Source organism: Sunxiuqinia indica (assembly GCF_009847015.1).
In the GTDB taxonomy this organism is placed as follows: domain Bacteria; phylum Bacteroidota; class Bacteroidia; order Bacteroidales; family Prolixibacteraceae; genus Sunxiuqinia; species Sunxiuqinia indica.
Window position 1 is genome coordinate 37,104 of record NZ_WVEM01000014.1, and the last position, 22,144, is coordinate 59,247.

The 22,144-nt window shown below is 41.1% G+C and carries 17 protein-coding genes and 1 tRNA gene; 5 read left to right on the forward strand and 13 right to left on the reverse strand.

The genetic code is table 11. From position 1 onward, the window contains the following. Window positions 1-97: 97 nt before the first annotated feature. Both GR929_RS17695 and rlmH read right to left on the reverse strand, forming a co-directional pair. Window positions 98-3,757: a sensor histidine kinase gene (locus GR929_RS17695; protein WP_159522299.1), complete on the reverse strand. Its 3,660-nt coding sequence runs from the start codon at window positions 3,755-3,757 to the stop codon at window positions 98-100. An 18-nt stretch (window positions 3,758-3,775) separates the two neighbouring features. Further along, window positions 3,776-4,249 carry a 23S rRNA (pseudouridine(1915)-N(3))-methyltransferase RlmH gene (rlmH, locus tag GR929_RS17700; protein WP_159522301.1) on the reverse strand — a complete coding sequence of 158 codons (474 nt, stop codon included), beginning with the start codon at window positions 4,247-4,249 and terminating at the stop codon, window positions 3,776-3,778. Window positions 4,250-4,485: 236 nt separating this feature from the next. On the opposite strand from rlmH, the gene GR929_RS17705 reads away from it, so the two are divergent. The 3 genes from GR929_RS17705 (at window position 4,486) to GR929_RS17715 (ending at window position 6,679) form a co-directional block, all read left to right on the forward strand. Beyond that, window positions 4,486-4,878 (forward strand): DUF4783 domain-containing protein, encoded by a 393-nt coding sequence (locus GR929_RS17705; RefSeq protein WP_159522303.1) that lies wholly within the window; start codon window positions 4,486-4,488, stop codon window positions 4,876-4,878. A 5-nt stretch (window positions 4,879-4,883) separates the two neighbouring features. After that, window positions 4,884-5,813 (forward strand): YihY/virulence factor BrkB family protein, encoded by a 930-nt coding sequence (locus tag GR929_RS17710; RefSeq protein WP_159522305.1) that lies wholly within the window; start codon window positions 4,884-4,886, stop codon window positions 5,811-5,813. Window positions 5,814-5,911: 98 nt separating this feature from the next. Then, complete coding sequence (locus tag GR929_RS17715; protein ID WP_159522307.1) at window positions 5,912-6,679, forward strand: TIGR00266 family protein; 768 nt, start codon at window positions 5,912-5,914, stop codon at window positions 6,677-6,679. 57 nt (window positions 6,680-6,736) lie between these two features. Here the strand turns inward: GR929_RS17715 and GR929_RS17720 are convergent, their stop codons facing one another. The 10 genes from GR929_RS17720 to mobA form a co-directional block, all read right to left on the reverse strand. Beyond that, the gene (locus tag GR929_RS17720; RefSeq protein WP_159522309.1) at window positions 6,737-8,335 is read right to left on the reverse strand and encodes a SulP family inorganic anion transporter; all 1,599 of its coding nucleotides are present in this window, start codon (window positions 8,333-8,335) and stop codon (window positions 6,737-6,739) included. 122 nt (window positions 8,336-8,457) lie between these two features. Further along, complete coding sequence (der, locus tag GR929_RS17725; RefSeq protein WP_159522311.1) at window positions 8,458-9,765, reverse strand: ribosome biogenesis GTPase Der; 1,308 nt, start codon at window positions 9,763-9,765, stop codon at window positions 8,458-8,460. A gap of 84 nt (window positions 9,766-9,849) precedes the next feature. Continuing rightward, entirely contained in the window at window positions 9,850-10,734 is an 885-nt protein-coding gene (gene era / locus GR929_RS17730; RefSeq protein ID WP_159522313.1) for a GTPase Era, read from the reverse strand. A gap of 461 nt (window positions 10,735-11,195) precedes the next feature. After that, window positions 11,196-11,825 (reverse strand): rhodanese-like domain-containing protein, encoded by a 630-nt coding sequence (locus GR929_RS17735; protein ID WP_159522315.1) that lies wholly within the window; start codon window positions 11,823-11,825, stop codon window positions 11,196-11,198. Window positions 11,826-11,870: 45 nt separating this feature from the next. Further along, window positions 11,871-12,476, reverse strand: a complete 606-nt coding sequence (locus GR929_RS17740) for a YeeE/YedE thiosulfate transporter family protein (protein WP_159522317.1) — start codon at window positions 12,474-12,476, stop codon at window positions 11,871-11,873. A 43-nt stretch (window positions 12,477-12,519) separates the two neighbouring features. Further along, window positions 12,520-13,035, reverse strand: coding sequence for a YeeE/YedE thiosulfate transporter family protein (locus GR929_RS17745; protein WP_159522319.1), 516 nt, complete (start codon window positions 13,033-13,035; stop codon window positions 12,520-12,522). A gap of 107 nt (window positions 13,036-13,142) precedes the next feature. Continuing rightward, window positions 13,143-14,084: an NrfD/PsrC family molybdoenzyme membrane anchor subunit gene (gene nrfD / locus GR929_RS17750; RefSeq protein WP_159522321.1), complete on the reverse strand. Its 942-nt coding sequence runs from the start codon at window positions 14,082-14,084 to the stop codon at window positions 13,143-13,145. 12 nt (window positions 14,085-14,096) lie between these two features. Beyond that, window positions 14,097-14,618, reverse strand: coding sequence for a 4Fe-4S dicluster domain-containing protein (locus GR929_RS17755; protein WP_201301055.1), 522 nt, complete (start codon window positions 14,616-14,618; stop codon window positions 14,097-14,099). Window positions 14,619-14,626: 8 nt separating this feature from the next. Beyond that, entirely contained in the window at window positions 14,627-16,873 is a 2,247-nt protein-coding gene (locus GR929_RS17760; protein WP_159522325.1) for a molybdopterin-containing oxidoreductase family protein, read from the reverse strand. 235 nt (window positions 16,874-17,108) lie between these two features. Beyond that, window positions 17,109-17,669: a molybdenum cofactor guanylyltransferase gene (gene mobA, locus GR929_RS17765; RefSeq protein ID WP_159522327.1), complete on the reverse strand. Its 561-nt coding sequence runs from the start codon at window positions 17,667-17,669 to the stop codon at window positions 17,109-17,111. A 100-nt stretch (window positions 17,670-17,769) separates the two neighbouring features. On the opposite strand from mobA, the gene GR929_RS17770 reads away from it, so the two are divergent. Beyond that, a tRNA-His gene (locus GR929_RS17770) sits at window positions 17,770-17,843 on the forward strand. Window positions 17,844-18,402: 559 nt separating this feature from the next. Here GR929_RS17770 and GR929_RS17775 read toward each other — a convergent pair. Beyond that, complete coding sequence (locus GR929_RS17775) at window positions 18,403-21,687, reverse strand: hybrid sensor histidine kinase/response regulator (protein ID WP_159522329.1); 3,285 nt, start codon at window positions 21,685-21,687, stop codon at window positions 18,403-18,405. A gap of 197 nt (window positions 21,688-21,884) precedes the next feature. Here GR929_RS17775 and GR929_RS17780 point away from each other — a divergent pair, with 197 nt between their 5' ends. Further along, a complete protein-coding gene (locus tag GR929_RS17780) occupies window positions 21,885-22,136 on the forward strand; it encodes an L-threonylcarbamoyladenylate synthase (protein ID WP_262886058.1) in 252 nt (83 codons plus the stop codon). The last annotated feature ends 8 nt before the right edge of the window (window positions 22,137-22,144 follow it).

Genomic DNA, 22,144 nt, shown 5'->3' on the forward strand with positions numbered 1-22,144 from the left:
AAAGGCAATTGAATTCAAAAGCTGCCATTTTTTAAACCAGCTTTCTATCGAATTATTGCGGAATGGCAGCACATGGTAAGATCAGGCTTCCAAATCATTAATCTTCTTCAAAAAGTGGCAGTTCAATATAAAAAGTGGTGCCTTCATCCAATTCGGTTTCGAACCAAATTGTTCCTTTCGCATTTTCAATAATTTTTTTGACAATTGCCAACCCTAAACCCATCCCGCTGCTTTTAGTTGTAAAATTGGGCTGAAACATTTGTTGGCGAATATTTTCAGGAATACCACACCCATTGTCCTCTACGGCAACTACAGCGTTCTTTTTTCGTTTGGTAAGTACCACTTTTACCTGCCCCCGACGTTTAGCTGGAATTGACTGAATGGCATTTTTTATCAGGTTGACCACCGCTCTGGAAATTTGCTCATGGTCGGCATAAACAAGAAACTGTCCTTTTTCCTCAAACTCCATTGAGAAATCGATCTCCGTATTCGATTGAAACAACTCGGTAACATTAATTAACTGATTGGCTAAATCGAACGCTTCATTCCTGGCCTTTGGCATTTTGGCAAAGTTTGAGAACTCGGTGGCAATATCTGACAACGTATCAATTTGCTCGATCAGCGTGCGTGTTACCCGGTCAAAATAGTCGTCAAAGTGCTCACCCTTACTGTCTTTAGCTCGCTGTAAATATTGAATATTCAGCTTCATTGGTGTTAGCGGATTTTTTATTTCATGTGCAATTTGCTTCGCCATTTCACGCCAAGCCAACTCACGCTCACTCCGAGCCAGTAAATCCGCACTCTCGGCCAATTCTTCCACTTTACGATTGTATTCCTTAATCAGGGCTCCAATTTCATCATCACGATTATAGCTGATTTGTTCGTTCTTTTTAACCAGTTGAATTCCTTTGAGTTTTTCGCGAACCAGACTCAACGGACGAGTAATTTGGTTGGCCAGCAATACGGCAACAATCACACTTGCCAAAAACAGTAAAACATACAGGTTAATGAATGCCACAATAAAAGTAGAAATCTCCTGCTTCAACTCATCGCCCCTCGAAAAATAGGGCAAGTTGATAAAACCGAGGTAGTCGCCACGATTGTTTATTATTGGCTCATAAACTGACAAATAAGACAACTTGCCAATCTTTTCAGGCTGCGAATAGTTGACCTGGTAATTCTCAATCAATTCATAAAAAGCTTCTGTATTAATCCGGTTCGAAATAATGCCTCGCAAATAAATCTCGGGTCGCGAAGAAGCAATTAATTCTCCATTCATTCCGAAGATATTGATGTCGGTTCGAAAAACAATGGACAGTTTATTCAGTTCCCGCCATAGCCAATCGACCAGCTCCGGCGATATCTCATCCACATTATTCAATCGCATATCAATCTCTTCAGCAATTGATTTCATCTTTTCATTCAGATCATCCTGATGCTTTTCTTCATATTGTTGAATATTATAAAAAATTGTTCCCCCGGCAACGACCATCAACGAAACTAACACAACAGTAATGATGGATGCCTGTATTTTAAACTTCAGGTCGTAGATCATCGCCTTTTTCCGGTAGGCCGGATTGCCACCAAACACCACCACCAAAATGAACAGAAAGTAAAAAACAAAAAGGTAAGGGAAGGAAATTAAGTAATCCAGCAATTCAAATGATTTACCGCTGACAATGATGTAGTTGTTATGTCCCAATTTATGAATCAGATGATCGTAACCATCCCATTTCTTGAGAGTAAACTCACCACTATCGCTCTCAATATCGTAACTGTCGATGTAATAATTGTACTGGTAGTCGCCACTTAAATGCACCAACTCTTTGTCGAAATATTTTGAATATGAAAAATGTCGATAGCGGTCTGGTTTGGTCATCGATTGATCCAGCAAAAGCTCAGGAAAACCCGCTCCCTCGGGTAGCAAACGCGAATTAAGCTCAAAGAAGATAGACGTACCCAACGAATCGGCAGATAGTGGATAGAAAATTTTTCCCATATAGGAAATCCGACCATTCAGATTATCCATAAAGTAAAAATCGGTACCCGGAATCTGAATACCCGATTCATCAATCATATTTTCAAAAAACGGGAAACAGGGAACCCATTGATTATCGGGTTCAACCAGTAAGCTATCCGAGCCACGACATAGAATGATATCCACGTCATATTTTCGAAAATAACCACCAAAATACTGGCGTTCAATATAACTCTCCAGCTCTTGATAGGTCGTCGACAATAGATACGGAATTACCGAATCAACACTCAACTCTTCGTAAATCTCTGTTAAAAAGATCTCTGCAGCAGGATCATGCTCCGAGTTCAGAGTTATACTCATCAACTTCTGGCTTTCAATCCGCCGAATCTCGCTGTAATGCTGGATAGTAATCAGGGTGAAAAATGCAAAAAGCGAAACAAAATAAATCAGATAAGAAAGTGAATACCGCTCAAACTGGGTATTCTGCAAGGCAAAGACCGAAAAATTGGTCAGCAAAAACAAACTAACCATGTACACGTAACCATTTCCTGCAACAATAGCCGAGCTAACACTAATGATAATTAGCAGCAGATGAATCTGTAAAAAACGTTTTTTAGAAATATATCGACCACTTAGTTCTACGATCTTTAAATTGATTAAAAAAGCAGAAAAGAAAAGTAGCGCTACAATGAAATATCCGATAACGCTATCCAGGTTAATATCGTCAATTTGGTTCAGCTGAAACGAAATACTACTATTTTCAATCAGGTTTTTAATCAGGTAATTGGCAAGAAGGTAAACAAACAAACTAAAGGAATATACAGTAAGAAGTTCAGTCCATTTGGCATTTTTGGAGTACGAAAAATCTTTCACAAAATTCATGCTCCAAAAGAAAAACAGGATGGCAAAAATGAGTAAATCGCCCAAAGACGGAAGCCAAAAAGAATAAGCGTACAGCGATGGCCCAAATAAATCGAACGCATATAAAAACTCGGGAATACGAAACAAAATATGAATCCAATAGAACCCGATAAGCGATAAGCCCAAAACAATAACACGGGCTACAAAATTCTCGTGCCGAAATAGTTTGAAAAACCTTCGGACAAAGACCAGTAGAAACATAAAAGCCAGCACGAATACGAATGCCGGAAAATAAAGCTGATCAACGCTACATTTTATTTTCCCTGTCGGCATAACCGAAAACAGGTAATTCCCATTCTCATCGCGAACAGGCAGGTTATAATCTGACTTTTCACGCTGAATAACAAATCCATCCGGCAAATCAAATGGTTTGACAAATTGATTGTTTATAAATTGATTTTCAATGCTGAACACATCCTTGATTTGAATTAGTCCAACGACATTCAAAGAATCCACTTTACGGTTGAGTCCCAAGTAGGTGCCATTTGGCAGAGCCAGCAACTGCTGGTCTTTCATTTTGCTTGAATAGCGGCTGGTAAATGCAAAATGATTATGTGACCAATACAGCAACTGGTCGCCTTTCAAAATAACAAACCCAAGTCCTTGATCATGGAAAATGGTTGAATAATCGATAAATGCATTCTGAAAATGGCCATCAAAATCAGGGTTGTTCAGCGTTTGCTCAATTTCATCCAACTGAGCATTTAAAATATCTTTTTGATCATGCAGTTTCTTTTCAAAAGTCTGCACCAACTTAACTTCCGGATTATGATACAACACATGGTGTTCCAAGAAAAAGGCCCCGACAAATAACAAAAGCGAAAAAAACAGGTAATTATATTTTGTGTTGTATCTCATAAATCAGTTTCAATGCAACTATTCGTGATGGTATGGCTCGCCTTTCAAAATCGTCAACCCTCGGTACAGTTGCTCGCTAAAAATCAATCGAATCAGCTGATGAGAAAAGGTCATTTTTGACAAGCTTACTTTACCAGTGGCTTTTTGATATACTGTATCCGAGAATCCATAAGGTCCTCCGATGACAAAAACAAGGTTCTTAACTCCACCAAGCATCTTCTTCTCCAAAAATCGTGCAAATTCAGTTGATCGAAAAGTTTTCCCCTTTTCATCGAGCAAAATCAACTCATCGCCAGCCTTCAACTGATCGAGAATCAGGCCCCCCTCCTTTTCTTTTTGCTGATCTTCCGACAACTTTCTTGTATTTTTTATATCCGGAATCACCAAATAATCGAACGGAAGGTAATGAGGGATTCGCTGATGATAAATTTCAATTCCCTTTTGCAAATAAGGCTGGTCAGTTTTTCCAATTACAATCAATTTAATCTTCACTCTATTCTCTTTTAAAACAACGTTCTGTTTTTTTTCACTCTAAAAATGTAATCTATAAATATCAGCATTCTTACTGAAAAGTTTGTATCATTACGACAACAAAAAATCAAGCCGACCATTACTTGATAGATACAATCTTAAATTTGTTAACTTTACAAAGTTATATAGCGTGTTATATGCATAATCTTATTTGGTACAATTTATGCATACAAACAACGCATTAAAATTGATAAACAATGGAAAATCAAAGCATTAAAACAATCACACTGGGACTTTTTTTTACAATTGCGACTGTTGTTAGCTTTGCTCAAGTTCCTGACGAAGTGATATTAAGCCTGAAAACAGGAAATGCCTCAACCTTGTCAAACTATTTTAACGATAATATTGAGTTAGTCGTTCTCGAAAAAGATGATGTTTACAGCAAAGATCAGGCAAAACAAATTGTTGCCAACTTCTTTTCATCCAACACAGCACAGCGTTTTGCAATTATTCACCAAGGAGGAAAAGAAGGTGCGCGTTACGCCATTGGAAACCTGACAACCCAATCCGGCGTTTACAGAGTGTATTTTTTATTGAAAGAAAAAGGATCACAAGTATATATTCACCAGTTACGAATTGAAAAACAGTAAGCTGAATGAACATCAGCAAACGGAGGCATAAAATTAAGCGCTTCTTTCAACGGCTTTTAATTTGGGCCCGAAAGGCGAGTTTGCCTGGTTTTGATGATATTGCGCTTTATGATGTTGGGCTCTTTTTTTGGCACAGTATTGTCAACGGATCCATCACCACCAGAGCTTCGGCAATTGCTTTTAGTTTTTTTCTGGCACTTTTCCCGGCCATTATTTTCCTGTTTACCCTAATTCCATACATCCCAATCAAGAATTTTCAGCAGGAATTATTTTTCCTGATTCAGGAATTTCTTCCTCCCGATGCCTTTTCGACCGTGGAAGAAACCATTCAGGATATTTTAACCCGTCAGCGGGGAGACCTATTGTCACTTGGTTTTTTTATGGCTCTTATTTTTTCAACCAATGGTCTGGCTAGCATGATGAGCGCCTTTGACGGCTCGCTACACACCTTTAAAAGGCGGAGTTGGCTAAGTCAACGGATAACAGCAGTGGTGCTTTTATTTATTCTCTCCATTTTAATTACGCTTTCCATTGCCTTAATTACGGGAGGTCAATTTGCAATTGATTACATGCTAAAAGTGGGTTTTTTGAATGACAAGTTCACCTACTATCTGCTCACTTTCGGAAAATGGATTATCACCGTCACCTTATTTTTCTTTGCCTTTGCTTTTCTGTACTATTTTGCTCCGGCCAAGAAAACCAAGTGGCGTTTCATTTCTCCAGGAGGAACACTAGCCACTTTTTTAAGTATTTTTGTGATGATCGGTTTCAGTTATTACATCACCAACTTCGGGCAGTACAACAAACTTTATGGTTCCATCGGAACTCTGCTGGTTATTCTGCTTCTTTTTTATTTAATGTCCTTGATCCTGTTGGTTGGATTTGAGCTTAACGCCAGTATCAATGAGGCACACCAACAAGCACAGGAAGTCTGAGTTTACCTTAAAAAAACATCTTTTCGTCGAAAATCTAACTCATCAAGCAAAACGATTTGTAAATTTAGGTTCAGAAATAAATTCAAAAATGAACAGATATGCAGTCACACGAAATTGATTACAAAATTATCGGGCACGATGTCCAATTGGTGGAAGTGGAGCTTGACCCGGGAGAAACTGTCATTGCGGAAGCCGGTGCCATGATTTACATGGAAGACGGAATTAGCTTTGAAGCTAAGTTAGGCGATGGTTCCAATCCGAGAGCAGGCTTTTTCGACAAAATTTTATCGGCCGGGTCCCGCATTATTACTGGCGAATCGCTTTTCCTGACACACTTTGCTAATCAAGGCTGGGGTAAAAAGCATGTTGCATTCTCTGCCCCTTATCCCGGTACAATCATTCCGCTTAATTTAGCGTCCATCGGTGGCCGAATCATTGTTCAAAAAGATGCATTCCTTTGTGCAGCATTGGGGACCAAAATCTCGATCACGTTTAACAAACGACTGGGAGCCGGTTTTTTTGGCGGCGAAGGTTTTATTATGCAAGAACTTATTGGTGATGGAAACGCATTCGTTCATGCCGGCGGAACAGTCATCGAGCGCCAGTTGAATAACGAAGTTTTACGCGTTGACACCGGCTGCATTGTGGCTTACGAACCTACTGTTGATTTTAGTGTAGAACAATCGGGTGGTTTGCGTTCCATGGTATTTGGTGGTGAAGGAATATTCCTGGCCTCCCTCCGCGGAACCGGGAAAGTTTGGTTGCAATCCATGCCAATCCGAAAACTGATTGCTCAACTCTCACCGAGAGGTGGAAACCAACGGAAAGAATCCGGTGGTTTCCTGAATCAATTTTTGCAAGACTAACCAATACAGAAAACAAAAAAGCCGGGTTACCGGCTTTTTTGTTTTCTGTTATTTTGTTTATGAAGTTGTTTCTAAATGTTTTCGATAGTTATCAATCGCTACGCGATAGTTCGGATCTTCAACAATATTCACATCGCAAATCTTTTCGGCTCTTTTAATCAACTTGATACAGTCTTTGCTCAAGTGGCGTAAGTGAATGGTTTTTCCTTCTTTCTGATACCGTTCATCCAGCTTGTTGATTGCTTCAATAGCCGATTGATCCATAATTCGGGATTCTCTAAAGTCAATAACTACTTCTTGAGGATCATTTTGCACATCAAATCTGCCGTTGAAAAAGGTGGTTGACCCAAAGAAAAGAGGACCAACAATCTGGTAATGTTTGATTCCGTGATCATCTACTTTTGTATTCGCACGAATTCGAACAGCATTCTCCCAGGCAAATACCAAAGCCGAAACAATAACACCTGCCAATACCGCAATGGCTAAATCGAAAATAACGGTCAAGGCTGTTACTAAACCAATAACAATCAAGTCTGCCACCGGAATTTTATTAATGACGTTGAACGTACTCCAGGCAAATGTTCCGATTACCACCATAAACATCACCCCAACCAAAGCGGCAATTGGCACCATTTCAATATAATCAGAAGCAAACAGAATAAACGCCAGCAATGACAAGGCTGCCACAATACCGGATAATCGGTTTCTTCCACCTGATTTTATATTGATAATACTTTGACCAATCATGGCACATCCCCCCATACCACCAAAGAAACCATTAACCAAATTGGCAGCACCCTGTGCGGCACACTCCCGGTTTCCGCTCCCCCGTGTTTCGGTCAGCTCATCAACCAAGCTCAAGGTCATCAGCGATTCAATCAAGCCAACAGCAGCCAAAATTATCGCATATGGGAAAATAAATTTCAAGGTTTCAAAATTCAGAGGGATCATTGGAATATTGAAGCTTGGCAACCCCGCCTTTATACCTGTTCCACCTCGAGCCTGAATAAAGCTTTTCACGGTTTCCGTTTCAATTCCTCCAAATATTACAATTGCCGAAATCACCAGAATACCAACTAGTGCCGCAGGTATCGCTTTGCTAATTTTAGGTAGAAAAGTCATAATAAGCATGGTACCCCCCACCAAACCGAGCATCGTAAAAAGTGGTTCGCCACTCATCCATTCTCCGCCTACTTTAAACATACTGAGTTGAGAAAGAAAAATAACAATAGCCAATCCGTTTACAAAGCCCATCATTACAGAATGAGGCACCAATCGAATAAACTTACCCAGTCGCAAAAATCCGACCGTCATTTGTATTATCCCGACTAAAACAAGGGTGGCGAACAAATACTGTAAGCCCATCATCTCACCGGCTCCTCCCATGGCAGTTCCTTCTTTCACCAGACTGACCATTACAACGGCCATTGCACCTGTTGCTCCGGAAATCATTCCCGGACGACCTCCTAATATGGAAGTTACCAGCCCCATCATAAAAGCTCCATACAAACCAATAACCGGCGAAACTCCTGCCACAAAGGCAAATGCTACGGCCTCTGGCACCAAGGCCAATGAAACGGTTAATCCTGAGAGAATATCGTCTTTAACAGTTCCCTGCTTCTTGTCAATAAACTTAAAATCATACTTCAACTTCATATGCGTATACTTTGTCAGCGCGCAAAAATAGACTTTAAATCTTGAACGATGCTCTACAGCATATCTTTTGACAATCTGTTAATGATGCCTTAATGTAAAATGAAGCGTTCGGTTTACAGACTCTATTTCTTCCTGAAAAAGATTTGCAGAGGCACACCACTAAAGTTAAAGCTATCGCGAATCTTATTTTCAATATACCGGCGATACGGATCTTTAATGTATTGTGGCAAGTTGGCGAACAAGGCAAACGAAGGCGTTGGACTCGGCAGCTGAGTTACATACTTAATTTTAATGTACTTCCCTTTAACTGATGGAGGTGGGTATTTCTCAACAGCTTCTAAAAGGATTTCATTCAGTTTCGAAGTTTTGAGCTTTTGTTGGCGATTCTCATACACTTCAATCGCCAATTCCAGTGCTTTAAAAATACGCTGTTTGGTTAACGCCGACATAAAAACGATTGGCACATCGACAAATGGGGCAATGCGTTCGTGGATTTGCTCGGTAAACTTTTTCACCGAAGCATTGTCCTTTTCAACCAAATCCCATTTGTTTACCAAGATGACTACTCCTTTTCGGTTTTTAATCATCAGGTTGAAAATGCTTAAATCCTGACCTTCCACGCCGCGGGTGGCATCAATTAACAACATACAAACATCTGAATCTTCGATAGAACGAACCGACCGAAGCACCGAATAAAACTCCAAATCCTCGTGAACTTTGGCTTTCTTTCGAAGCCCAGCAGTATCTACCAGGTAAAAATCGTGTCCATATTTTGTGTAGCGGGTGTTAATGGCATCTCGTGTTGTTCCGGCAACATCGGTTACAATATTCCGGTCAACGCCTGTCAATGCATTAATGAATGACGATTTTCCCACATTAGGACGGCCAACAACAGCAAAACGCGGAACGCCTTCCTCATCGGGCAAGGGTTCTTTTTTGACAAAGCTATTAACCACGGCATCCAACAGCTCGCCGGTTCCGCTACCAGTCATGGCCGAAATACAATACAGTTCGCCCAAGCCCAGGCCGTAAAATTCGTGCGAATCGATAATACGTTCGTGGTTATCAACTTTGTTGACAGCAAGGAAAACCGGCTTTTTAGAACGACGCAATATATGAGCCACATTCTGATCCAGATCGGTAATTCCGCCTTCAACATCAACAGCAAACAATATTACATCAGCCTCATCGATTGCCAGGTGTACTTGCTTGCGAATTTCTTCTTCAAAAACATCTTCTGAGTTAATTACGTAACCGCCTGTGTCAATCACCGAAAACTCTTTACCATTCCATACTGCCTTACCGTAGTTGCGGTCGCGGGTAACACCCGAAATTCCATCAACAATGGCTTTTCTACTTTCAACCAACCGATTAAACAAGGTTGATTTACCGACATTCGGTCTTCCTACTATAGCGACTATATTGCTCATTCTTCCTTTTGTTCCATTTATAAATTTCAAATTCCAAGTTCCCTGCCCTGGTGAGTTTCCACGTTCAGCTTCACTCTTTCTACTTTACTGAAAATCATATCCAAAGTTACCCAACATACGATCTTTATCCCGCCAGTCTTTAGCTACTTTAACATACAATTCCATAAATACTTTTTTCTGGAAAAACTCTTCCATGTCTTTCCGAGCCTGCGTACCTACTTTCTTCAAGGCAGCCCCCTTGTGCCCAATAAGAATACCTTTTTGGCTGTCGCGTGCAACATTAATCACACACCGCAAGCGCAGTAATTCCTCTTCTTCCTTAAACTCTTCCACCTCAATTTCAACCGAATAGGGAACTTCCTTTTGATAGTACAACAGTATTTTCTCCCGAATAATTTCGGAGACAAAAAACCGATCATTCCGATCCGTTAACTCATCTTTTGGGAAATACGGAGGTGCTTCGGGCAGCAACTCAATAATGCGGTCAAAAATAGGTCCGATGTTGAAACGCTCGGTAGCCGAAACAGCAAACACATCAGCAGCCGGCAAAAGATCTTTCCAGTATTCATACAACTTCATTACATCACCTTGGTTCGACAAATCAATTTTGTTGACCAAAACAATTACCGGGGCGTTCGACTTGCGAACTTTTTCCAGATACTCCGCATTTTTATCTGGTTTCTCAACTACATCTGTCACGTATATGATCACGTCAGCGTCAGACAATGCCGTGTTTACAAACTTCATCATCGATTCCTGAAGCTTGTAATTGGGTTTCAAAATGCCTGGAGTGTCTGAATATACAATTTGAAAATCCTCCCCACTCACAATCCCTTTTATTCGGTGACGAGTCGTTTGCATCTTTTTAGTAATGATCGATAACCGCTCGCCAACCAACGAATTCATGATGGTTGACTTCCCGACATTCGGGTTTCCAATGATGTTTACAAATCCTGATTTATGTGCCATTTGCCTGATTTCCTTTTAAAAAGCTCGGCAAAGATAACAATATCCTTTTAGCAGTTAAAAATCAAGTTCTTAATTTTTAGGAAATACGCTATTCGCTGCTGTTTTACTTTTTGAGAAATGCAATTGCACTCTTATTGTACGATTGACTCAAAGCTATCTGAACATGAGAAAGATAAAAAAGCCCGACCAGCGTGGTCAGGTCGCCAAGCCGCCAAAAACCTTACAAGTACTTGCCTTTCGTACACAGGGGATCATGTCTCGCCCCTTGGGGAAAACAATAAGTACCTTGGGAATCGGGCCTTGCCCCTGGGGGATAAAGACAATCCCCAACATCAAAAACTGCTTATCTGGAGAAAAGCCGGGGCGTCTGTCGCGGCGGCACTCAGAAATAACAAACACAAAAAAAAGACCATCCTTTCCGGACAGTCTTTCTGATTTTTGGTTTTCTTCCCAGTCATGCGTTAGCATCCGCCTTGCACGCGCTTTTTCTTTTTATTTTTAATTACCGGAGGTGCTGCTGCCGGTGCATCCAGTTCGGTGGCAGCTGGTTCAATGTCGCCACCACCTCCGCCAAGAGCAGAGCCTGCAGCTTTCCGAAAGTCGTATTTTGCGATCTCTTCATTCGGGCTGGTTGAAGCGGGTTTTTCAGGATTCATAATCGTTTCAACCCAGTAGTTTAAGCCTCCCTGCAGCACATAGTTATTTTTGTACCCCAACTGGCGGGTAATCATCCAGGCTTCGTTGGCGTCAGTCGATCCGTTGGAATAAAACACGTTCAACTTCACATCCTGGTTAATGTCATATTCGTAATCTTCGGAGAGCAAGTTTTCCAACGGAACATTGATCGCTCCCGGCAGGCTAAACTTCTCGAATTCAGCTTTACTTCTTACATCAATCAGCTGTAACGAAGGATCTTTCTGAATCAACATATCGGCCACCTGGTCGGGATGAATAAATTGTAAATTTTCCCGAACTTCGTTGAGAAGTTGCTCGGCGGTTAATTTATAGGCTTTGGTGGTATTGGGCGGAACTGCCGCGATGATCAGTCCCAACGGTAAAATAACACTTGCTAATATTAGTCTTGGTTTCATCTTTTAAGTTTTTTTTTAGACGTTCAACAATTGAATGATTGAAGCTTAGTGCTGATTGATTTCGTAATCATCACGGGCAAATTTCTTCTCGGCCCATTCGCCCACCCAAAACATACCAATTGCCACAATAGCAATTAAAAATGCCAAGAGCCCGCGTGACATATTCAGCCAGTCGCTTAGCAACGGGCTTCCCATATATTTTGCTTTAAAGAAGCCTTCCCACAGTGGGTAACCTTCCATAAAAATGACAATACCAATCAGGATTCCTCCAATAAAAGCTAATGCATCAAGTTTACCAATGGCAGCCGCACAGAAGGAAGTTCCCGGGCAATAACCACCCAAAATAAAGCCGGCCCCCATAATTACTCCTCCGCCAATAGCCGACCAAAGAAATGTTGGGTTAATATAGATGAAGCTGAGATCGATCCATCCAAAAAGGCTTAAAAACAAGAGGCCGATTCCGGCAGTAATAGCAGCGGTAAAAAACACTTTAAGCACAGTCGTGTCGTAGCCATAAAACATACCGGCCAAGCGGCGGCTGGATGAAAATCCATTGGCTTCGAGCACAAAGCCAAAGCCGATGCCAATAAAAAAGGCAATAAGTAAATTGGTATTGGATGATATTATTTCGTTTACAATTAATGGTCCCATAATAGATTGAATTATTGCGTAATTGAATGAATGAATGGTTGAATTAAAGCCAAAGTTTTCGAACAAAATAGGCCATGCCAAAAGCGGTTCCAAAAATCGCTGCCATGGTAATAAAACCTCCGGCCGAAAGCACTGCCATTCCGGTGAGCGCCGATCCACTGGTACAACCACGCCCCAGTTGCGAACCAAACCCAAACAGAATTCCGCCAAACACGGCGAAAATGATCCTTACTTTACTGGTTACATTGGGGCCTTTTTCAACTTTAAATTTCAAACGGCCTGCCACAGCTCCCGAGAGGAACCCACCAACCAGTACACCCAGCATCTCAAACACCAACCACGACTTCAACGGATGCGCATGTCCGCCCAGGTACTCTTGGTAAAAAGCTGTATTGGCCGTATGCGAAGGAGCAATAGCATTGATCCCTGCAACCAACGCAGCTTTTGGTGCACCACTTGCGCCTAAACCACGCCCCGACACCCAAAAGGCAACAATCAAAACCAATCCCAGCAAAACTCCACCGAGGTATGGATTCATGTATTTTTTAGCTTCTTTCATATCTGTATACGTTTTATAGTTTTTCTTTAATTGTCATTTCTGAACTTGTTTCAAAATCTGTTTGCAAAGAGATCCTGAAACCAGTTCAGGATGGCCCCCACGTTATACTAGTAAAGCCAGCGGCTCATTTGTCCGGCATAGGAAATAATAAAACGAAGCATTAAACTTCCGAATAAAACCAGGACTACCGGAATATAAACCGGAATTTTCTTGTGACGCAGCTCCATCAGCTCCAAAATTGCGGGAACAATCATCCCCAATACCACCACAAAAATCCAGAACGGTGCAGTGTAAGCTCCTCCCAAAAACATATCTGCAGCGTCAATCTGCACCTGCGTACTAGCTCTGAATCCCATAAACATATGGATGATCAGAAACAATTCAATAACGATAAGCATGATATCTATTTTGGCAAAAACCACTTTCTCTTTCTTGCTTTGGGCAAACAAAATAATGGCAGCCGCACCTGCCGACAAACCGGAGGTCAGAAATAATGGCCCCAGAATAGAAGTATTCCAGAGTGGCCGGGCATTAAACGCAGAAAACAAAATACCGGTGTAAATTCCAAGGATAACGGAAAGAACAATGGTCACCCAGGCCAGCCCAACTTTATTCTTTAAAAAGAATGCATTCAGGTCTCTCAGAATGACATTTTTCCATTCCCACCCGGGGAAGTATTCCTGAATATGAATGGCGACCCAAATAATTGAAATCGGAGTAATAGCCATCAACGTCCATGCTCCCCACGACATCGGAGATTCTAATTTTATGGTTGTGTATAGTTGCCAGAAAAACAGTTTGTGACGTAAATCGAGAAACAATGCACCCAGTCCAATCGCTAAAATAAACGGAACAATAATGGGGGCACGACGAACAGCTCCACGATATTCGTTTTCTTTACCAAGAATAACATAAAGGGAAGCAAAAAACAGAATTCCTGCAGCTAATCCTCCCAGAAAAAGATAAAGCGGAATTTGCCAGTGCCATATTTCCAAATATGGATCAACGTTCGGATTCAATCGTCCGCTGGTAATAAGTTCTTCTCTCATCTTCTTACAATTTTAAATCAAATAATAAACCTGAGGTTTGGTTCCGGCCTGCGGTATCAGGGTTTTAAACTTTCTTTTCTTCAGCACTTTGGAGACTTCACTATTTGCGTCATCCAGATCGCCAAAATACATACACTTGGTAGGACACACCGACACACAAGCAGGTTGCAATCCATCCTGAATCCGGTGATCACAAAACGTACATTTGTCGACATATCCATCGGGGTGTCCATATCGGGCATCGTAGGGGCAACTGGTAATACAGGCACCACATCCAATGCATTCGTGCGGAGTAACCTTTACGATTCCACCTTCGACATAATGACTCGCTCCGGTTGGGCAACAACGCACACAAGGCGAATTGTCGCAGTGATTGCAGCGCTCAGATCGGATTTCGATCTCCAACTGCGGATAGGTTCCATCTGTCACCTCCACAATCCAATCGCGGCAATAACCAATCGGAACATTATTTTCCGTTTGACAGGCTACCACGCAATCGGCACATCCTACACACTTCTTTGTATCAACTGCCATCGCATATCTCATGATGTCACCTCACTTTCTTTTTCAAAACGGAAGGTTACAAAATTGCCGCGCATACCGGTTCCCCCCATTACCGGATCAACCAGCACCCGGGTAATCAACTGCGAGTCGCTTGCTCCCTTACCAAAAGCCCGACTTAATTTTTTATTGTTATGACCAAAACCATGTACCATGTAAACCGAATCAAAGCGAATACGCTCGGTAACTCGAATTTTGATCGGAAAATCAGTAACCACTCCATCCTGATTTTCAAGATAAATGGGTTGTCCATTAGTCAGTCCCCATTGTTTTGCTACTTTCGGATTAACCCAAACGGCATTCTCATCTTTTAAATCCGTCAAGTTTGGATTATTGGCAGTACGACTAAACGTATGTTGTGGGGTACGACCATAATTCAAATGATAATAACCCTCAGGTGGCTCCATGTGGGGCGTATATTTTGGAAGTGGATCGAAACCAGCTGCAGCCAACGAAGTTGAGTATAGCTCTATTTTTCCGGTATTGGTGAAAAACTCCGGTTCGGAATGTTCGCTGAAATAAGGCTCGCCAAACGCACGAGGTAGTTGCTTTACACCAATGCGTTTCATTTCCTCTAATGAAGAACCAACTTGCTTCAACTGCCAGTCCAGCATTTCCTCGGCTGTTTCCCACTGGAAATACTGATCCAAACCTAGTTTTTTTGAAAGCTCTTTGGCAATCCAGCTATCCGGTTTCGAATTGTACTTTGGCTCAGTTGCCGGCATGCGTAAAGCAATCGTCGGGAAACGTCCCGGCAGAATCCTCAACGCATCATACCGTTCCAAATAAGTACATTCCGGCAACACAACATCAGCATAACCGGTAATTTCCATCGGCATGGTGTCAATAACCACCAGAAACTCCAACGCCTTCATCGCCTCAACGGTTGTTTTTGTATCTGGCATGGTCATCGGCAGGTTGGTGCCATTTACCACCCATGCTCGAACACGCTTATCTTCTGGAGCAGTTGGCAACGATGCTTCAATAACCCCGTTCGACAAATCGCTACCGGAAAGCGGATACTTACCTTCTTCAATCGCGTCGCGCCAGGTCCACTCCGCCTTTGGGAAAGGTGCTGATGGAAATGACGGAACTGAAGTAAAGTCAGGAATATAGAAACCACCCCGGCGCCCCCATGAACCAAGCAGCGCATTTAAAATGGCAACTGCACGGAGTCTCTGGGTATCATCACCATACCAGGTTGTATGTCGTCCGGGGTGAATAATAACTGCCGGCGAAGCATTGGCCATTTCCCGAGCAGTTTCGCGAATTACGTGCGGCTTGATGGTTGTAATTCCGTATGCCCATTCGGGCGTATAATTTTTAACATGAGCCTTTAACTGCTCAAATCCATAAGTGTACTTTTCAACGTAATTTTTGTCGTACCATTCATTTTCAATAATCTCATGAATCCAGGTTAACAACAAAGCGATATCGGTTGAAGGTTTTATCGGTAACCAAAACTTCGATTTGCTGGCAGCTGTTGAAAACCGTGGATCGACGGTAATGATTGCTGCTCCTTTATCGATAGCATCCGACATTTCCTGAACCTGCCCATTATGCATATTTTCACCAATGTGTGAACCAATCAGAACCAAACAACGGGTGTCGCGAATGTCAGTTGGTTCGGGCGAGTGAAGTGCCTCTCCAAAAGTAGTACTGAAAGCCACTTCTCTTGGCCCTTTACATTGTGCATAACTCGGCGCCGGAAAGTTATTGCTTCCCATCCCTTTTAGTATTGGCTTTAAAAATGAACCACCGGAACCGTGACTAAATAAAGCCAGACTCTCACCTCCATATTTCGACTGTACAGCCTTTAGCTTTTTAGCAATCAGGTCCAAAGCCTCGTCCCAGCTGGCTTCCCGGAATGTTTGCTTTCCATCTTTGCCCGTAACCCGGATTAATGGCGACTTTAAACGATCTTCATCATGATACATTCCAACACCGCCGGTCCCGCGAGGACATAAGCGACCATTGCAATTCGGATCGTCATCATTACCAACTACTTTTTTGATATTACCTTCTTTGTCTTTATAAACCCATCCGGCGCACTTCCAAAAACAAACTTCGCAATAGGTTGGTGTCCGAAGAGTATCCAGCGGGCCAAAATCACCTAACTTGCTTTTTGAATTTATCTTTGTTGCCGAGCTTAATTGCTGAGCCCCGAAGATTAATCCGGCAGCACTTAAAGAGGATATTTTTATAAAATCACGACGTTTTTGTGCCATGTGTTTTTAATTTTATTTCCACAAACATACAAAACTCTCTATATCGAAATATATAGAAATATCAATATATTGACGAGCTTCGATATGTTGATTTCAAACTTGAAAAAACAACTCACACAAATTACTGAATTCCAAACGAAAGCAGAGAGATTGCCGCCTATTTAGATTTACTATAAATAAAGTGGCAGCTCAATTTATATCCATTCCAAGCAAGCAGATAGGACTTTTAAAAGCATTATTTCTGATTCAAATCCTCAGGCCTGTTTAGATTTAAGAACAAATCGGGGAACTTTTGAAGCACAGACGAAACATCAACAAACCGAACGGGTATTTCCCGAATAACCTTTTGCAATTTCAGATCTCCGTGCTTGATCTTTTCTTCTAAAAACCCGATGAGCTCTTTATTGTACAACGCAGCCATGGGTTCTACACCTTTATCGTGTTTAGGAATTATTGCCTGTGCATCCTCCTTTTTGGCAAGTAGAAACTGAAATAGCAGGCTGTTTAGGTTTGGAGTATCGCAGCTAACGACAATATTCCAATCAGTTTTCGATCCACTTAAAGCAGCGTGCAAACCTCCAATCGGCCCACAATCCGGATAAACATCATTCACGACTGTCAATCCAAATTGATCATAGCCTGATTGATTGGCACTAATGAGCATGTGTGAACAAAGTGGTCTCAACAAATCAATGGCATATTCAATTAACTTTTTGCCCTGGTAGTCAATCAAGGCCTTATCCTGTCCCATTCTCGAACTTTTCCCTCCTGCCAATATAATGCCCGTTAGTGCCATAAATTGTTTTGAAAAATATTACTCAAAATTGTCGATTTTTTATTTGAGAAAAAATAAAAATGTTATATTTGCACCCGCTTTGGCAATCAAAGCAAACATGGTGGTTGTAGTTCAGTTGGTTAGAACGCCGGATTGTGGTTCCGGAGGTCGTGGGTTCAAATCCCATCATCCACCCAACAAAAAAACTCCGTTGGAAGCAGCGGAGTTTTTTTTACTCACATACTCCCCAACTCCAAAAAAAATGTCCGGTAAAATCTACCAGCCACGAATGATTGAAAACCTGTAAATTGATTGATTGTCAAGAAATGGGATTCCCCGATGATTGGAAGAATGAAGTTATTTGGCAATAATATATCTATCTTGAAAATCTCTGCTCCTCGAAATCTGTCGAAAGCTATTAGTGGCTGGATCGGATTTGCAAACCAAGTCGAAAAAAAATGTACTGTCACTAGCCGGTGCTGTTCGAAAACTCGAACATGATGTTATCAGATGTTGACGAAATGCCTGAAACACCCCACCTGATTGACTATGCGAAAAGCCCACCAGCATTGATTACTAGAAAGACAAGCCCTTGCCAATATTATGGAATATCATCAATATGAAATGATTAACATAACCCCTTCCCGCATTCTTAAACCGGGCATTTCAAGGTAGATTAAGATTATCAGGAAATAATATGTTTTGCATTTCTCTGAAAAAACGTCGGCAATGCGACAACGATGAATTAAAATGGTTAATTTTTTTTAGATTCCTTCGATATTGTGAAAAGAAATTCGGAGCCCTCGCCGAGTTTCGATTTTACCCAAATTTCACCTCCAAACATTTCAACGATACTTTGCGAAATACTTAATCCCAAACCTGTTCCTCTGTACATCACCTTTTTGTCCTCTATTTTAATAAAGCGGTTAAATATTTTCAACTGGTGCGCTTCAGGAATACCAATACCCGTATCTCTCACAAAGAACAGGATATGATCGTCATTGTCTGCAAAGCCAAACGAGATTTCTCCTTGTCTGCAAAATTTGATTGCATTGCTTATCAGGTTACTTAACACCTGTTTAATCCTGTACTGATCTGAAAAAAGAATCACTTCATCAGTATGTTCACTTAAATTTGAAAAGACCAGCTTAACCTCCATCCCGTGCTGCTGCTCAACCTCATTCTTAAAAGTACTGAACAAACCGGCCATCAGCTCATTAACACTAAAACTCTCATTTTTTACCGTGAGCTGTTTTGCTTCAATTTTCGAAAGATCAAGGATATCATCAATGAGTTTAAGCAACATGGTTGAATTAGAAATGATCATATCAATATACTGCCTTCTGGTTAACTGGTCCAGCTCATCCTCTTCCAGAAGTGAAGAAAACCCACAAATAGCATTTAAAGGGGTTCTGATTTCGTGTGACATGTTTGCCAGAAACGACGATTTCAGTTCTTCGGATTCTTCTGCCCTACGCATAGCAAGTTCCAATTCACGCGTCCGCTCACGGACATTATTTTCAAGTTCGGCATGATGCACCTCTATTTCCTTTTTCTGTCCGCCAATTATCCGGTTTTTTTTCGACAATTCTTCAACTGCATCTCTTAAGTCGCGGGTTCGCTCGCTCACCAATCGCTTTAATTCAGCCTGTCTCCTTTTTATTTTTGTTGACTGGTACTTATAGATAAAGAAAATCAACCCGATAATAACTATGCCCATCAAAAAGCGGAACCAGTTTTTTTGATAAAAAGGTGGTTGAATTAGGATACGAATTTTCGGTGTTACAGATGACCATATCCCATATTCATTAAGTGTTTTAACCTTAAAAGTATAATCACCTGGCTTGAGACCACTGTAGGAAATAAAATTTCTGTTCCCCGAATTATTCCACTGCTGATCAGCACCTTCAAGCTTATAAAAGTAATTATGCCGGTAAGGGTTTTTGTAATCCAGCTGGATAAAATCGAAGCTGATGTAATTCTGATCGTGCGAAAGTTTCAGCTCTTCCTGGTAAAGTACGTCCTGCAGCGTACTTTTCCCGTATATCAGTAAATTTGAAATCATAACCTTCGGTGCGATATTCACATGATTGATTTCGTCCGGATAAAAAATATTGAATCCGTCATTACCTCCAAACAACATTTCTCCTGTTGGGAAAAAACAAACAGCCCCCGGTTCAACAATATTGCTCTTTAAACCCACTTCGCTGTTAAAGTTCACGAAGTGTTCGGTTTCGGGATTAAACTTTGATATGCCGTTATGCGTACCGATCCATAGATTGTTTGATCGGTCTTCTCTGATGCTCATGATTAGCGGAGATGGCAACCCGCTTGCAACATCGTAATAAGAAAAGCGGCCGGTATTTGGGTCGTATTTATTTAAGCCGCCTACCTTGGTACCTATCCAGATATTCTTTTTCGAATCTTCATACACGCATCGTACCATACTGCTGTTAACACTGGCATACAATGGCTGATTTCCGGTGTAATGACAGAAATAATCCGATTTGGTGTCGAAAACAAACAAGCCATTGTTACGTGTTGAAACCCACATTCGCCCATCGGATGCCTGAATAATAGAATAAATATCGAGCAGGTCATTTTGAAACAGAATAGAATCGCCCTGATCATGGCCACGCACCAGCTTATTTAACTGATTATCGATATAAAAAAGCCCTTTAACAGTACCAACCCAGATTGTACCTTCTTCATCCTGAAACATCGTATTGATTGACAATGTACTAATCCGACGAAAAGAGTTATCAGTCTTGTTGATGAATTGCAGCCCACGATCGGTACCAACCCACAACACACCATTTCTGTCGCGAAATAATGCCTGCACCCTCATGGATAGCAACGAACTGCTGTTTGAAGGGTTGGTTGTATAATTGATTATCGTATCGTTGTTCAGGTCGCATTTAAACAACCCGTTTAATTTAGACCCTACCCAGCATACTTCACCATCGTCCAGAAACGAATACATATAAACTGAATTTATATTCTGAAGCAACTTGTATTTTTCCGGCCACTTTCTAAATAAGTTGATTCTTTCATTCATCTGGAACAATCCGCTAAACTTCGTTCCTACCCAAATAACACCATCACGGTCATTAAAAACATACTGAATGTGATTGCTTTGAAGAGCCCCGATTTTTCCAGGTTCTGCTTTGATAAACTTATAGCTCTCATTATTGGTGTTAATAACCAATATCCCTTTCGTATAGGTGCTAACCCATAACAAAGAATCGTTAATACATTGAATGCTGTTAATACCTTCTTCCCTGTATTTTGATGAATCAGCCGTTTTGTAATGCCAATTGTCGAACCGCTGGTTTTTTAAATCGAAGCGCTGAAGTCCACGATGCGTTCCTATCCATAATCTCCCTTTCGAATCAATTTCGAAAGCCTGTACAAGTTTGTTGATCAGATTATTATTTTCCCCCCATCTGTTCAAGATACCCTCTTCAACAGAAAACTTAAACATGCCCTGATTAGTTCCCAGATAAAAAATGCCTTCGGGATATTCAATAATCTCATATACCGAAAATTGGCCTTCGAGAGCATCGCCACCGGTAACATTCAAAAAGTTTTGAAATGTTTCTTCATCTTCATTCAAGAAAGCGAGGCCATTTCCGGTGCCAATCCAGATACGTTGTTTTGAATCAATAAAAATGGTATTGCATTTATTATGTGGCAGGCTTGCTCTGTCTCCGGGGTGAACATGAAACTGTTTAAAAGATAATGTTTCCCTGTCGAACATGCTTAAACCATTATCGGTTGCAAACCACAAATTATTTGATTTGCTTTCGACAATATAGTTCACAAAATTATTTGAAATTGAAGTTGAATCACCGGGAATATTTTTAAAAGTCGTAAATATTTGTCCGTCATAACGGCAAACACCTGAACCTTCAACTGATATCCACATGATACCTGAATGGTCTTGAATCTGGCATATCATATTATTGCCGGGCAAACCGTCTTCATAATCGATTTGCCTGAAAAAAACTGAATCATTAGCTGATTGATTAGTACCCATGCATACTTGTTGTATGAAAAGCATTAATACCACCAATAACAGTTTCTGAAAAAAATCCCCTTCCTCGATCTTTGCTAAACGCCTCATAATGTGAACTAAAAAAAACCTGCGGTAAATATAAAGAATTATAGTGATAAGTCGTCATGATACCACTCTTCAATGCACCTGTAGTATTAAAAACCAGACAAATACACTGAATGGTAGTGGATGGCAGGATAGGAATCAGAATGAGCAAAGAAAACTGTACACAAAGGTTGATCCGGCGTTTCCGCAAGCCATTTCTTTCCACCTCTGCCAACATCAGCAGCGAACCATCAGCCGTCAATTTCAACGACATTTCAAACGACATCAAAGCGCAGGTTGATTACTTTATACAATACAGCCAAAATGAATTAACGCCCCCCAAACAAACCATTGAGCATCATCAAACGAGGGCACTCAAACCTTGATTAAAAAT

Excerpts from the sequence above, each read along its gene's own strand:
- GR929_RS17695 (WP_159522299.1), bottom strand. The coding sequence starts at position 3,757 with ATGAGATACAACACAAAATATAATTACCTGTTTTTTTCGCTTTTGTTA.
- GR929_RS17705 (WP_159522303.1), top strand. The coding sequence starts at position 4,486 with ATGGAAAATCAAAGCATTAAAACAATCACACTGGGACTTTTTTTTACA.
- GR929_RS17710 (WP_159522305.1), top strand. The coding sequence starts at position 4,884 with ATGAACATCAGCAAACGGAGGCATAAAATTAAGCGCTTCTTTCAACGG.
- GR929_RS17715 (WP_159522307.1), top strand. The coding sequence starts at position 5,912 with ATGCAGTCACACGAAATTGATTACAAAATTATCGGGCACGATGTCCAA.
- GR929_RS17720 (WP_159522309.1), bottom strand. The coding sequence starts at position 8,335 with ATGAAGTTGAAGTATGATTTTAAGTTTATTGACAAGAAGCAGGGAACT.
- der (WP_159522311.1), bottom strand. The coding sequence starts at position 9,765 with ATGAGCAATATAGTCGCTATAGTAGGAAGACCGAATGTCGGTAAATCA.
- era (WP_159522313.1), bottom strand. The coding sequence starts at position 10,734 with ATGGCACATAAATCAGGATTTGTAAACATCATTGGAAACCCGAATGTC.
- GR929_RS17735 (WP_159522315.1), bottom strand. The coding sequence starts at position 11,825 with ATGAAACCAAGACTAATATTAGCAAGTGTTATTTTACCGTTGGGACTG.
- GR929_RS17740 (WP_159522317.1), bottom strand. The coding sequence starts at position 12,476 with ATGGGACCATTAATTGTAAACGAAATAATATCATCCAATACCAATTTA.
- GR929_RS17745 (WP_159522319.1), bottom strand. The coding sequence starts at position 13,035 with ATGAAAGAAGCTAAAAAATACATGAATCCATACCTCGGTGGAGTTTTG.
- nrfD (WP_159522321.1), bottom strand. The coding sequence starts at position 14,084 with ATGAGAGAAGAACTTATTACCAGCGGACGATTGAATCCGAACGTTGAT.
- GR929_RS17755 (WP_201301055.1), bottom strand. The coding sequence starts at position 14,618 with ATGGCAGTTGATACAAAGAAGTGTGTAGGATGTGCCGATTGCGTGGTA.
- GR929_RS17760 (WP_159522325.1), bottom strand. The coding sequence starts at position 16,873 with ATGGCACAAAAACGTCGTGATTTTATAAAAATATCCTCTTTAAGTGCT.
- mobA (WP_159522327.1), bottom strand. The coding sequence starts at position 17,669 with ATGGCACTAACGGGCATTATATTGGCAGGAGGGAAAAGTTCGAGAATG.
- GR929_RS17775 (WP_159522329.1), bottom strand. The coding sequence starts at position 21,687 with ATGGGTACTAATCAATCAGCTAATGATTCAGTTTTTTTCAGGCAAATC.
- GR929_RS17780 (WP_262886058.1), top strand. The coding sequence starts at position 21,885 with ATGGTAGTGGATGGCAGGATAGGAATCAGAATGAGCAAAGAAAACTGT.